General features: G+C 69.9%; 8 protein-coding genes. 3 read left to right on the top strand and 5 right to left on the bottom strand.

Annotation, left to right across the window (positions count from 1 at the left end; genetic code table 11):
- Nucleotides 1–87: 87 nt before the first annotated feature.
- From ACQEVY_RS31730 to fxsT, 3 genes are read left to right on the top strand one after another with little or no spacing between them, the layout of a single operon-like run.
- On the top strand, nt 88–1743 hold the full coding sequence (locus ACQEVY_RS31730) for an effector-associated domain 2-containing protein (RefSeq protein ID WP_432952795.1): 1656 nt from the start codon (nt 88–90) through the stop codon (nt 1741–1743).
- Nucleotides 1740–2795: an AAA family ATPase gene (locus tag ACQEVY_RS31725; protein ID WP_432952794.1), complete on the top strand. Its 1056-nt coding sequence runs from the start codon at nt 1740–1742 to the stop codon at nt 2793–2795. The genes ACQEVY_RS31730 and ACQEVY_RS31725 overlap by 4 nt, the downstream gene beginning before the upstream one ends.
- Nucleotides 2792–7285: an FxSxx-COOH system tetratricopeptide repeat protein gene (fxsT, locus tag ACQEVY_RS31720; RefSeq protein WP_432952793.1), complete on the top strand. Its 4494-nt coding sequence runs from the start codon at nt 2792–2794 to the stop codon at nt 7283–7285. The genes ACQEVY_RS31725 and fxsT overlap by 4 nt, the downstream gene beginning before the upstream one ends.
- A gap of 85 nt (nt 7286–7370) precedes the next feature.
- Here fxsT and ACQEVY_RS31715 read toward each other — a convergent pair whose 3' ends face one another.
- From ACQEVY_RS31715 to leuA, 5 genes are all read right to left on the bottom strand, one after another.
- Nucleotides 7371–9254, bottom strand: a complete 1884-nt coding sequence (locus ACQEVY_RS31715; protein ID WP_432952792.1) for an aKG-HExxH-type peptide beta-hydroxylase — start codon at nt 9252–9254, stop codon at nt 7371–7373.
- On the bottom strand, nt 9254–9433 hold the full coding sequence (locus ACQEVY_RS31710) for a hypothetical protein (RefSeq protein WP_432952791.1): 180 nt from the start codon (nt 9431–9433) through the stop codon (nt 9254–9256). Before ACQEVY_RS31710 ends, ACQEVY_RS31715 begins: the two co-directional genes overlap by 1 nt.
- 165 nt (nt 9434–9598) lie before the next feature.
- Nucleotides 9599–10744: an effector-associated domain 2-containing protein gene (locus tag ACQEVY_RS31705; protein WP_432952790.1), complete on the bottom strand. Its 1146-nt coding sequence runs from the start codon at nt 10742–10744 to the stop codon at nt 9599–9601.
- A 57-nt stretch (nt 10745–10801) separates the two neighbouring features.
- Entirely contained in the window at nt 10802–11512 is a 711-nt protein-coding gene (locus tag ACQEVY_RS31700; protein ID WP_432952788.1) for a TerB family tellurite resistance protein, read from the bottom strand.
- Between the two features lie 173 nt (nt 11513–11685).
- A complete protein-coding gene (gene leuA / locus ACQEVY_RS31695) occupies nt 11686–13425 on the bottom strand; it encodes a 2-isopropylmalate synthase (RefSeq protein ID WP_432952787.1) in 1740 nt (579 codons plus the stop codon).
- Nucleotides 13426–13502 lie beyond the last annotated feature (77 nt).

The following is a 13502-nucleotide window of genomic DNA, read 5'->3' as shown; positions in this document are numbered from 1 at the left end:
GTGCGGCCCGTTTCCTGAGGTGTTTCCGCCGGTATTCAACCAAGTGCCCAGCCTGGCATCCCTACCACGGTGCGAGAGGGAACGCGCGTGGCGAGACAGAGGTTCGATGACATCCAGCTCGATCTCATCGCGGCGATCGTCGCGATACTCGAGGAACCCGCCGGAGGTCTGATGCAGGACGGCGGGCGCCTGCTGTGGCGGCAGTTCGTCCACGAAGCGGTGGACGGGCTGCCGCAGGAGACCTACTCCGTTCCGCACCAGGAGTTCCTGAGCGTGGTGCGGGCCTGCGCCCGGCAGGAAGGTGCGCTGGAGGAGCTGGTCCGCGCCACCGAGCTGGTGGCCCCGGCGGTGGGCCGGCAACTGCAGCCCCTACTGGAGGAGTGGTGGGCACATCACGTATACGGAGGGCGGAACTGGTCCTCCCTGCGCCAGGCACTCCAGCCCCGGCTGCCCGAACTGGCCTCCCTGGTCTCCCTGTCGACCGGTGGGCGCCGCACCCTGCCCGCACACTGCGGGACGCCGTGGCAGGCGTTCGTCCACCTTGCCGACCTCAACTCACCAGTCGGCGGACTGCCGCCGGGCATGGTGTTCCTCGAGCACCTGGCGCACTGCCCCGAACTGGCCGCGGCGGTAGGTGAGATACGGACCTGGAACGACCACTTCGCGCGGGAATGGGGATTGCTGGACGGGTCCGACGGCTTACGGGGGCTGCGCCGACGGCTGGACTCGGCCCGCCGGCACGAGGGAGTCGGCTTCAGCGCGGCCGACCCGGCGGGCGGCGCGGCCGACAGGCCCCAGGACGACGGTGCGGAGGCTGGACGGGAGGACCACACCGCGCCGGACGGACGCCCCCTCATCCGCTTGTACATCAGAGTGGCCACCGACCGCACACCCCAGCCCAGTACCGGGCGCCGCCGGGCCGCACGGATCCCGCGCTACCAGGTGTCGGCGTGCGTGAAGTACGCGAACTCCCCCACGCTCCACCGGGAACCCGGAGCGGAGCCCCAGGCGCCTGCCACCCGTGAGCAACTCGGCTCCCGTGTCGCCGAGTTACTCACCAGGATGGCAGCGCTCTGGCATAACCGCTCGGAACTCGTGGCCCTTGAATTCTTCCTGCCTCTGGAACTGCTGAACGAGCCGGTCGAATGGTGGGACCGCGATCCGGCCCGCGGTTACGCCAATCCGCTGCTCAGTACGTACCGGGTGTCCGTCCACAGTCTGGATCGCGTGCAGCGGCGCGAATTCCACCGCGCATGGCGGGCGCGCTGGACACACTGGAGGGAAAACGGGAGCAACCTGGAGCACACCCGGCGCGTTGTGCACGAGTGTGCCCCAGAGCCGACGCTCACCGACTCCGAGCATCTGGCACGACTGGACGCGGTAGTCGGCAGCGACGATGATGTGGTCGGCATGCTGTTGTGCCAACCGCCTTGGGATCACAGCAAGTTGGGCATACAGGAGGTGAGCCTGGCCCTGGACCTGGGAGTGCCCTTACTGATGTACCACCGTGAGGACGAAGCAGCGTCCGCCTGTCGGGCCGCGGTGCGGGAAGCCTTGGCCGAAGATGGGCTGGCCGCTCTTCCTCGGCTCGCGCAACAGTGGAAGACCGATGCCGCCGCCGGCCGGCCTTCCGCGCATGACCCCAAGGCGATCCGCTCAATGGGCATGATCTGGGACGACCCTGAGCATCTTCTCGACGGGGGACCGAGCGCTCCCGCCACGTTTGTAGGGGGGACCGATTGAACGCGCCGCTGGAAAACGGAGGGCCTCTCTACAAGGGCACCGGCGCCCCGGTGCCGGACATCCCGTACGAGGAGCGGACTTGGCCGACCGGGCCACCGTGGCGCATGTTCAGCCCTCCGCCCGTGATGCCGCCACCACCCGAGGACGAGGAGGCCGACCGCAGGCTCGGCCGGCCGGGAGTGGAGCGCCGTCCGCGGCCGGAGGAGGTACGACTGGTCAACGCGGCCTTGCTCCTGCGCAGGCCGCTGCTGGTGACGGGGCGCCCGGGCGTCGGAAAATCGGGCCTCGCCTACCGCATCGCACGGGAGTTACGCCTGGGGCGAGTTCTTCACTGGGCGGTGACCAGCCGCACCACGCTCACCTCGGGGATCTTCGAGTACGACGCCATTGGGCGCGCGCAGGCCTTACAGAGCCCGCCGGGAGCGGCGGAAACGTCGGCGGGGACCGGCGCCTTCGTCCAGCTCGGCCCGCTGGGGACCGCGCTGCTGCCCTACAAGCTGCCTCGAGTCCTGCTCATCGACGAGATCGACAAGTGCGACATCGATCTGCCCAACGACCTCCTCACGCTCTTCGAGGACGGATATTACGAGGTGCCTCCCCTGGCCCGGGTGAAACCGCAGGAGCCCACCACGACCGTCCACACGGCGGATCCGGGCGGGACGGCGGAGATCACGGCGGGTGTGGTGCGCTGCCACGCCTTCCCCGTCATCGTGATGACGTCCAACGGCGAGCGGGAGTTCCCGGAGGCGTTCATGCGCCGGTGTCTGAGGCTGGACATGCCCGATCCCGACGCGGCGGCGTTGGGCGAGCTGGTGGCCGCGCACTTCGGGGACCGGCTGGGTACCCGTCAGGAGGAGTTGATCCGTGACTTCCTCCGGCGCAGCGAGCGGGTGGGCGGGCTCGCCGCCGACCAGTTGCTGAACGCGGCGCACCTGGTGACCTCCGGCCACTATGCGCACCAGCCCGCGCAAGAAGGCGGGGCAGATGAGTGGACAGATCTGCTGGAGGCCATCTGGCACCCGCTCGGCGGTGAAGGGGCGGAACCGGCGTGACTCACGATCCCTCCCCCGCGCAGGACGGGCGGACCGTGCGCGGGCGGGACGGGCCACGTGCGCCGTTGGCCGAGGAACAACAGCCCCTCACCCGCCTCCACCCCCGGGAAGTGGCCGATGCGGTGTGGGTGGCGAGCGAACACGCGTGGCTGACCGGGGTGCCGGATCGGTCCGCCGACGAGGGCGAGCAGGCCGGCCACCCGGCGGGCCCGGTGCCGGACCCCGCCGTACCCGCACCCGCCCAGCCGGAAGCCCCGTCCGGGCCCGACGGTAGCGGCAGGCCCGACGAGCACCCGGGAACACCAGGCGACGCCCCGGACGAGGACCCCACGCTCAATGGCGTAGTGGCGCGGGTGGACGCCCAGCCATCCGTGCCCGCCGCCGAGCACCGCCGTCGGCTGTCCCGCGTGCCAGAACCAGTGTCCACGCAGGGGTCCGCCTCCCGGACCACGTGGCGCTCGAACGCCCGGGCCGTGGGGCGGGCGCTGCGTGCGTTCCGTACCGCCGTCGCCTCCGCGTACGCGAGCGAACTGAACGAGGAGGCCACCGCGGAACGCATCGCGCTGGCCCTGCCCCTGCCACCGGTCCTCCGTCCCACGGCGGAGCGCCGTTGGCGGGCGGTGCTGCTGGTGGACGGCGCGCCGCACATGGCGGTGTGGCGCGACGCCACGGAACAATTCGCGAAGATCGCCCGCCGCTTCGGCGGGTTCCGTGACGTCATGGAGCTGTCGCTGGACGCAAGTTCGGCCGAGCGCGCCACCGTGTCGCTGCCCGGCCCGGCCCTCGAAGCCCGGACCGCCTCTCCGCGCAGTCTGGTCGACCCGACGGGGCGGTCCGTCATCTTCGTGCTGACCGACGGGGCCGCCCCCGCCTGGCGGTCGGGCGCCGCCCAACGGCTACTCGCGCTGTGGGGCAAGCGGCAGCCGGTGGCCGTACTGCACATGCTGCCCCAGCGGCTGTGGCACCGTACCGGCCTGAATCCGTCCTGGATCAGACTGCGGGCGTCCGGCCCGTGGGCCGCGGACCGGCGACCCTCCTGGGAGCCGGCGGAGGCACTCTCCGGGGTGTTACGGTCCCGCTCCGGCCGGGGAACGACCGTGCCCGTACCGGTACTCGAACTTGACCCGGACTGGCTGGAGCCATGGGCCCGGTTCGTGGGAGCGGACGAGCCGCGCGACGTCGAGCTGGCGGCCGTCCTGACCACGGTGCACGCGCGGCCGGCGCCACCGGCGCCGACGTCGTCGTCCGACCCCGCCGAGCAGGTCGCGATGTTCCGCGGCTGGGCGTCCCCCGAAGCGTTCCAGCTGGCTACGCACATGGCGGCGATCCAGCTGGACCTGCCCACGATGTCCGAGGTCCAGCGGCGCACCATGCCCCACTTGGGCACGGAGCACATGGCGGAGTTCCTTCTCAGCCGCCTGGTCTCACCACTCCTGTGGTACGACGACGACCAGCTGTCCTTCGTCTTCGCCCCCGGAGTGCGCGAGGAACTACTGGCCTACGGCTCACGGAACGCCACGGAGCACGTGATCAAACAGGCCGCCGAACTCCTGGCCCCCCGCAGCGCCGCCGCGCAGGACCTGCTGTCCTACCTCCGAGGACAGGAGGCGAGCGCGACCCCCGCGCGCGGCCAGGACCGCGAGTTCAGGGAGGTCGAGCGGGCCGTCCTGCACGCGTTGAGCGGACCACACCGCCCCCGCGCGAGAGAACTGGACGCGCTGGAGGACGTGCGCGGCTCCTTCGGAGGGCGCCCTGAGGGCCCCAAAGTGTCGGCCGCTGTGGTCGATTCGGCCCAACCTCGCGTTGCTGAACCGGCAGACCCGTCGTTCTCGGGTATGCCGCAGTCATCGCGCGACAGCTTCCCGCTCGGCACCCAGGCGTTGGACGGCACGGCAGACGCCGATCCAGGAGAAGGAGAATCATCAGTGAGCACGGTCCCCGCCGCGTCCGAACGTGGGCACGATCAGCATCTGACCGCAGGTGGTCCCCGTCCGTCAAGGCCCACTGTCTGGGGGAACATGCCACCACGGAACCTGGTGTTCACCGGTCGCGACGAGCTCCTGGTCTCCCTGGAGCAGGGGCTGCGATCGGGTCCCACGGCCGTCCTGCCCCACGCCCTCCACGGCATGGGCGGTGTCGGCAAATCACAACTGGCGTTGGAATTCGTCTACCGGCATGCCGCTCAATACGATCTCGTCTGGTGGATTCCAGCAGAGCGCCCGACCCAGATTCAGCAGGCATTCGTCGAACTCGCCCGCAGAATGCATCTCCCGGTCAGTTCCGAGGCCATCACCGCAGTACCCGCGGTCCTGGAATCCCTGCGCACCGGAGTTCCGTACGGGAACTGGCTTCTGGTCTTCGACAACGCGGAAAGCCCGAACGCGGTGCAGGAATATTTCCCCAGCGCTCCCGAGGGCGGGCCGACCGGTTCCGTGATCGTGACCTCACGCAATCCCCAGTGGAACACCCTCGCCCACCCCTTGGAGGTCGACGTGTTCGACCGCTCCGAGAGCATCCAGCTGCTGCGGCGGCGTAATCCCGATCTGACCGACCAAGAGGCCGACATGCTCGCCGAAGTCCTCGGCGACCTTCCGCTGGCCGTCGAGCAGGCCTCGGCGTGGCGCGCCGAGACGGGCATGCCCCCTGCCGAATACTTGAGGGTGTTTGAAGAAAAGCGCGCAGAACTCATGGCGGTCTCTCCGCCCACACAGTACGAAGAGACGGTCGCCACAGCGTGGAACGTATCTCTCGATCACGTGGAGACCAAGAACCCTGGCGCCCTGCAACTTCTCCAGTTGTGCTCCTATTTCGCGCCGGAGCCGATTTCCCGACAGTTCTTCTCCAACGCAGTGGCCGATCCCATCGCGCCGGAACTTGATGTCATCTTCACGGATCCCATTCGACTGAGCCGGGCCATCCGCGAGATCAACCGCTATTCCCTCGCCAAGATCGATCACCGGACCAATTCGATCCAGATGCACCGGCTGGTCCAGGCCGTGCTGAAGGCGCGGATGACGGAGGAGCAGCGCGAGCGCTTCCAGCACGGGGCGCATCTGCTGCTCGCCGCCAACGCGCCGAGCGACCCCCAGGACCCGCGGGCCTGGGTGCGCTTCGGTGAGCTGTACTCGCACGTGATCGTCTCCGAAGCCCTGGAGTCGCCCCACCGCTATGTGCGGCAACTGGTCTACAACGTGGCCGAATACCTCTTCTACTGGGGAGATCACGCGGCTGCCCTGGACTTCGCGAGCCAGGTCTACTCGATCTGGCGCGAGCGATTCGGTGAAGGCGATCCACAGACGCTGGTCCTGGGCCGACACCTGCGGTTCGTGATGTGGCGCATGGGGCGGTACACCGCGGCCGCGGAACTCGGCGAGCGGATGCTGGCCACGCTGGAGGCGGCCGGGTCCGAACTGGAGGAGGAGTACCTCCGGGTCAAGGGCCAGGTCTCCAGCGACCGCCGGGTGCGCGGCGACTTCCGCGGCGCCCTGGAATTCGACGAGGACGTCTACAACCGGGCGGTGCGCGCCTTCGGGGACGACGACCCCGACACCCTGCTGCATGCCTTCAACCTGTCGGTGTGCCTGCGCGTCAACGGGGACTTCCGGCGGGCGCTGGAACTGGACCAGGCGGTCTGGCGCCACCGGGTGCAGATGTTCGGCGCCGACAGCCCCATCACCCTGAGCTCCGAAGCCTCGGTCGCCCTGGACCGCCAGGAACTCGGCGAGTACACCCAGGCCTTGGGAATGTGCGAAGAGGGTGTGGAGAAGTCCAAGGAGGTGTACGGCGACTCCCACCCCATGACATACCGGGCCATCGCCCGGCTCGGCGTCGCGCAGCGCAAGGCCGGCATGCACGCGGAGGCAGCCGAGAACACGCGGATCGCACTGGCGGCGCTGGCCGAGCGGTACGGCGACCGGGCGCCGGACGTGCTACAGATCTCGCTGAACTTCTCCATCGACCTGCGCCAGAACGGGGACCTCCAGGAAGCCTTGAAGCTCGGCGAGCGCACCCGCAAGCTGTTCGCGGAGACACTGGGCGCCGATCACCCGCACACCGTCTCGGCCGACGTCGACCTGGCCGTGACGCTGAGGCTCCTGGACCAGGTGGACGCCGCCCGCAAGCTCAACGAGTCCGCTCTGATCCGGTTCAAGGAATCTCTGGGCGACACCCATCCCTGCACCTTGATCACCGCGATCAACCTGGCCAACGACCTGTTCGCGCAAGCCGAGGCCGCCCGGGCGCGTGACCTGGACGAACGTACGCTCGGCCAAGTGCGGGATTACCTGGGCGACACGCATCCCACCGCACTCGTGCTGCAGGCGAACCTCGCGGCCGATCTGCGGGCCCTGGGGCAGTCCGAGGAGGCGGCGTCTCTGCACAGGGAAGCGGTTGAGGCGATCAAGGAAAAGCTGGGCAGCGCTCATCCCGCTTACCAGGACGCGCTGGCTTGGCGACGGGCGAACTGCGATATCGATCCCATGCACCTGTAGGGCCTGTGCCGGAAGCCCGGCACAACACATTCGGGAGCCGCCAAGGCAGCCGGGCACGACCCGGCGGCCTTGGAAGGAGCCTTCGTCAGACCTCCTCGCCGAGGCCTCGCCCCACCCAGTGAGCGAGTCCGACCGGATCCACTCGCGTCCTGGTGCGCCGACGGACGGCACGGGCCACAGCGCCGACTACCTCCGGAACGGCCCCCAGGGCACGTACCGCCTCCGGTGAGCGACCGGTCTCTTCCAACGTCAGCCGCAGGCCCGCCCAGGCGGCTGGCGGAGCGGTGCCGTCAACGACAGTCCGGGTGAAGTGTTCCGCAGCGGCGGACGGGTCGCCGGTCGCCCAGAGCAGATCGGCCCGACCCGCGCCCGTCACCCCCGGCACGTCGGCCTCCTCCGCGACGTCCCGGAGTTTGACCAGCGCAACAGGGTCGACGAGCCGAATACGGGCCAGCACGGCACGCGCGTCCAGATGCCGCTGCCTGCGCTCCGCTCGGACCTGCTGCCGGCGGCGTGGCAGCACGGGCTCGTCCCCCCGCAACCAGGCTGCGGCCAGTCGGTCCGTGTCTACGGGGTACGGGCGCACATGATGCAGGCGCCACAGGGCACGGTGGTCGGCGGCCAGCCGTTGCGCGAGGCCTACAGCCTCCCGGGCCGCTGTCGTCACCGGGCACTCGGCCGCCCAGCCCGCCACCGTGGACCGCACCGCGACAAGCAGACGCCGACCCGCCGCCGTCAGCTCCGGATCGGCCGCGACCCGCGGCAGAACACTCGCCAACTGACCTCGCCACAAGGCGAATTCGAACCAGTCGAGCGGCTCGTACCGCTCAGCGGGCAGCCGAGTCCGGCCACGCCAGAAGCGGGTGACCCCGGTGAACGCGTAGATCCCCTGGAGCATGCCCGGTAACGGCCTCGGGTCGTCCCGCCAGGGGGCGTAGTAGAGCCGCCCAGGTAACGGGCCCTCCTCGAACAGCGGGACAAGATGGGAGAGCGCGTTGAGCTTGCTGTGCTGGAGTTCATGGACGATGGCCGCCGCACAAGCCAGCTCGGAGTCGGGCCAGGACAGGGCCAGGCCACCCACCGCGTGGGAACTGCTCGCGCTGCGGACCCGGAACGCCTCGTGAGCCGGCATGGGCTGGACGGTGCGCAGCAGCGCCCCCACGGTCACGGCCGACGGTGGATCGGCCTCCACCAGCAGGTCGCAACCCTCCTGTATCAGCTTGGTCAGCCCTGCTGCCGCGCCGGCCGGCAGACGCCGGGCAGCCCCCATCGGAGGCGGGACGATCCGGTGTCGCCCCAAGTCGTCGAGGGTGACGCGGACAGCCGGGGCTCCCGGTGGCCGGACCTCGTCGCGGTGCAGGGGCAGCCATCCTGGCGCCCGGCGGCCCAGCGGGCCGGGCAACTGCAGAGTGCCGGTCGCGGAGGTCAGCACGACACCGCCCTTGTGGGAGGTCAGCACGGCGGTCTCCCACGGCGCCTGGTAAGGCAGCCGGGCCTGGCCGAGAGTAGGGAGATCGACCCTGCCCTCAACGGACGGCACGGGGAAGGAGAAACTCAGACCGGCGCGGACCGCGGCCGCCGCAGCGATGCAGTGCAGGTGCCCCACGTCGGCCCAGAGGGGCAGCTCAGTGGGCCGAGGTGCCCGCAGCCGCTGCAGCAACTGCCCTGCCCACAGGCCCGTTTCGGGCAGATCCAGCAGTTCTTGGACGACCGCCGGAGCGATGCGCTGCGTGTCGGCCAGCAGGTTCCAGGCTCGTTGAGGGGCAGGCAACGGCCTGCCGACACCCGCCATGGTCGTGAGGGAGTCCATGACGAGGTCGAGGACCAGCAGGCGGTGACTGCGCTCGGCCAGGACCAAGGCGGTCAGCGCGTCCGCGTCCCCCTCTCCGCGTATCAGACTCTCGAACTGCCGAGAGGTGAACCGGTGCAGCGGCTCTGTGTCCGGCGCCGCCCCCGAAGCCTGCGTCATCACACGACCCAGCTGTTGCCGGTCCCTGGAGAGGCGCTTCGTGTCGGCCTGCCGATGGTCTTGAGCAGCCGCTGTTTCGCTCTCTCCCGGTGGTCGCTGCTGTGCTCGCGCAGCTCCTCGAGAGAGGTGCCCGTCAAGTCGGGCAGGTCCGACCTGACAGCCCTTTCCGGCTTCTCCATCCTGCGGTAGACCTCCCCCGGGAATCGAGCCCTGTTCAGTCCGCCCTTACATCATGTCCCAAGCCTCCGTCGGCGGAAACATCGTCAACCAGCCAGCCTGGTGGGCCCGTTGGCCGGTTACCCCCGACAGGTCTGTCAGCCGTCCGGCTTGCGGTACCAGAAGGCTCACAACGGCGTGAACCACTCCGGATAGTCACGCAGAACGGTTTCCAGCTCGGAGAGCGCAAGCGTTCCGGCATCCAGCAGTGACACCGCGTCCCACAGGTGGAGCAACCCGTTCTCAAACACCAGACAGGTCCTGATCAGCGCGAGGATTTCGATCCGCATCACCGGGGAGCGAGGGACACTGGCGCAGATCTCGAGCGGCAGATGTCCGATGACCGCGGCCCGTAGGCCCGGGTCCTGCATGACCGGAAGGTCGGCCAGCGCGTCGTACATCCGCCGGTGGTCCGCCGGGCCGAGCCGCCGCCGGGGAGCGGCCCGGCTCACTTCCGCTCGGGTCGTGTGGCCCGCGCCCTCGAACCAGAGCGACGTCGGCATCACGGCGGCCTCACCGCCCGCCGCGGCCGCGCTGAACTCCTCCCGCAGCGCGGCGGCCAGCTGGGCCGCGTCGTGCCGCCACTCGGGGTGGGCGCGCAACAGAGCCAGGGCCGCCGAGCTGAAGGCACCGGAAGCACGGGGTACGCCGTCCCTCGCCCCGGCACCCGGAACTCGGTTGCCCGTAGCCTCGCCGGGCCCGCAGGCGAACAGCACCTGCTGCTCCCGCACCGCGCGCAGACGGCCGCGGGGCACGGGGTCGGGCCGCAGTGCGTTGGCCGCGGAGGCCGCGTCGGTGAAAGTCTGGCAGGCGTCCAGGAGCCACAGTTGCCGCGGGTGCGCCGGTGCGATGTCGGAGCGGAACGCCGCAAGGGCGGCTTCCACGTCGAGACTCCGCAGATCGCGGCCGACCGCGTCCGCGTACACCAGTCGCCGGTGGCCGTCCAGGTCGACCAGTCCGTGCCCGGACCAGGCGACGAACAGCCAGTCGCTGGCCGTCTCCGCCAGCTCCCGGAACAGGGCCCGGTGCACGCTCTCCCGGTCGGCCGGCTGCTCTTCCACGCCCGCCTTCTGGAGCAGGACACAGTTCTCCGGCAGCGGCGACACCAGCAGGGTGATCGCTTCCGGAGCGAAGCCCTGTCCGAGCAGCCAGCTGCGGTGGGCCAACGCGTCCCGCACCGGGCCGTCCAGGTTCCAGGCGGTCCCGGCCTCGTACGTCTCGACCGCGACCAGCAGCGCCCGAGCGGCTGACGGCTCCCCCTGCGCCGGGTTCATGAGCCGAGTGTCCCCGAAATCAATCCGCTCCCTCGCCGGTATGGCAGTCGATCCGCCCTAGGACGGCGTACGCGCCGCAGCCAGCAGCCTCGTCACCTCGTCCGAGCAGATAGTCAGCGCCGCGCCCACCGTCGCGAGGGTGTCGCGTTCGGCGGGGGTGTACGGGCCGTCGGCCAGCGCGATGCGGGCGCCCTGGAGGAGGATCGACTCGCGGCCGGTGGGGGCGAGGTGCGGGGCCAGCGGGTCCAGCGCCTCGTGGAGCTCTATGGCCAGGCCCGGTCCGCAGGGGCCGCCGTGGACGCGGCCGGTGTCGGCGGCGAGGGCCTCGACGAGCGCGGCGAGCTGCTCCTCGGTGCAGTCCTCGAAGCCGGCCGCGCGTACGGCGTCGGCGGCCGTCTCCAGGGACGTACGGGAGCAGGTGCCGCCCGCGGCCAGGATCGCGAGCGCGACCGTGTGGACGGCGTCGCGGAGCATCGCGGAGAAGCGGGTGGTGGTGGGGTGGTCGAGGACGTCCGCGCCGAAGTGGTCGCCGCAAGCGGCGCATTCCACGACGGGTCCGGTGGCGCCGCGCGGCAAGACGGGCATGCCGAGCAGGGTGAAGCGGCGGCGGCCCGCGAGGCGCTGGTAGTTGCGGTCGCCTCCGCAGCCGGGGCAGAAGAACTCGCCGTCGCCGACCGTCGTCCACGCGGTACGGGTCCCCAGGACGCGGGAAACGCCGAGCGCGCGAGCGCGGACAAACCGGCCGTTTCGTCCCCATCCTGGCAGCACGTGGCACCTCCCTGACCCCGCGGCATCATCGCCGCGCTGGCGTGATGTTAGCCACATCGTCGACTCGGAGTCAGTACCCCGTACGAGGCCACTCGGCGACATGGCCGGTTATCGCACCGCGGCCCCGCCCGCCGAAGCGGCGGACGGGGCCGGAGAAAAGCAGGTGAACGGGCTTATCGCGTCGCGCGGTTGACCGCGGAGACGACCGCCTTCAGCGAGGCGCGTGTCGTATTCGCGTCGATGCCGATCCCCCACAGGACCTTGTCGTCGATCGCGACCTCGATGTACGAGGCGGCCTGCGCGGAGGCGCCCTCGCTCATCGTGTGCTCCTGGTAGTCCAGGAGCCGGGCGTCGACGCCGATGCCCTGCAGTGCGTGGAAGAACGCGGAGATCGGGCCGTTGCCGGTGCCGACCAGGGTGGTCTCGACGCCGTCCACCGCGGCCTCGACGGTCAGTGTGTCCACGCCGTCCTTGTCGGTGGTGGACTGGCCGTTCTTGAGCTGGATACGGCCCCAGGCGTTCTCGGCGTTAGGCAGGTACTCGTCCCGGAAGATCTCCCCGATGGCCTTCGGCGTGACCTCGCCGCCCTCGGCGTCCGTCTTCGCCTGGATGATCTTCGAGAACTCGATCTGCATCCGGCGCGGCAGGTCCAGCTTGTGGTCGTTCTTCAGGACGTACGCGATCCCGCCCTTGCCGGACTGCGAGTTGACGCGGATGACCGCCTCGTACGAGCGGCCGACGTCCTTCGGGTCGATCGGCAGATACGGGACCGCCCACTCGATGTCGTCGACCGTCTTGCCCTGCTCCTTCGCGGACGCCTCCATGGCGTCGAAGCCCTTCTTGATGGCGTCCTGGTGGGAGCCGGAGAAGGAGGTGTAGACGAGGTCGCCGACGTACGGGTGGCGGGCGTGGACCTCCATCTGGTTGCAGTACTCGGCGGTGCGCCGGACCTCGTCGATGTTCGAGAAGTCGATCTGCGGGTCGACGCCCTGCGAGAACAGGTTCATGCCCAGGGTGACCAGGTCGACGTTGCCGGTCCGCTCGCCCTGCCCGAACAGGCAGCCCTCGATGCGGTCGGCGCCGGCCATCAGCGCCAGCTCGGCCGCCGCGACCGCCGTACCGCGGTCGTTGTGCGGGTGCACGGACAGGCAGACGTACTCGCGGCGGGAGAGGTTGCGGCTCATCCACTCGAAGCGGTCCGCGTGCGTGGAGGGGGTCGAACGCTCCACGGTGGCGGGCAGGTTGAGGATGATCTCGCGGTCCGGGCCCGGCTGCCATACGTCCATGACGGCCTCGCAGACCTCCAGGGCGAAGTCCAGCTCGGTGTCGGTGAAGATCTCGGGGCTGTACTGGTAGCCGAAGGTCGTCCGCTCGTCCAGCAGCTTCTCGGCGTACTCCATCACCAGCCGCGTACCGTCGACCGCGATCTGCTTGATGTCGTCCTTGGAACCACGGAAGACGACCCGGCGGAACACGGGCGCCGTGGCGTTGTACAGATGCACGGTGGCGCGCTTCGCGCCGACCAGCGACTCGACGGTCCGCTCGATCAGGTCCTCGCGGGCCTGGGTCAGTACGGAGATCGTGACGTCATCGGGGATCGCGCCCTCTTCCTCGATGATCGACCGTACGAAGTCGAAGTCGGTCTGCCCGGAAGCGGGGAACCCGACCTCGATCTCCTTGTAACCCATCCTCACCAGCAGATCGAACATCTCGCGCTTACGGGCGGGCGACATGGGGTCGATCAGGGCCTGGTTGCCGTCGCGCAGGTCCGTGGAGAGCCAGCGGGGGGCGACGGTGATCCGGTTGTCCGGCCATGTGCGGTCGGGGATGTCGACCTGGTCGTACGGCTTGTACTTGTGGATCGGCATGGAGGTGGGCTGCTGCCGGTTCTTACGATTCTGGCTGTTCGCCATGATGCGTGGGCTCCTGAAGGGTGTCCGGAAGGACGGCCGACGGCGCAACGCCAGACTCCGCGGGGAGGGGGTCGGCC

It is taken from the genome of Streptomyces sp. CA-288835 (genome assembly GCF_050936385.1).
Lineage (GTDB): Bacteria > Actinomycetota > Actinomycetes > Streptomycetales > Streptomycetaceae > Streptomyces.
Note: the sequence above shows the minus strand (reverse complement) of the source record. Positions and strands in the feature narration are given on the sequence as shown.

What these genes read in the sequence shown, in the direction of transcription:
- ACQEVY_RS31715 (WP_432952792.1), bottom strand. Translation starts at nt 9,254, where the DNA reads ATGACGCAGGCTTCGGGGGCGGCGCCGGACACAGAGCCGCTGCACCGG.
- ACQEVY_RS31710 (WP_432952791.1), bottom strand. Translation starts at nt 9,433, where the DNA reads ATGGAGAAGCCGGAAAGGGCTGTCAGGTCGGACCTGCCCGACTTGACG.
- ACQEVY_RS31705 (WP_432952790.1), bottom strand. Translation starts at nt 10,744, where the DNA reads ATGAACCCGGCGCAGGGGGAGCCGTCAGCCGCTCGGGCGCTGCTGGTC.
- leuA (WP_432952787.1), bottom strand. Translation starts at nt 13,425, where the DNA reads ATGGCGAACAGCCAGAATCGTAAGAACCGGCAGCAGCCCACCTCCATG.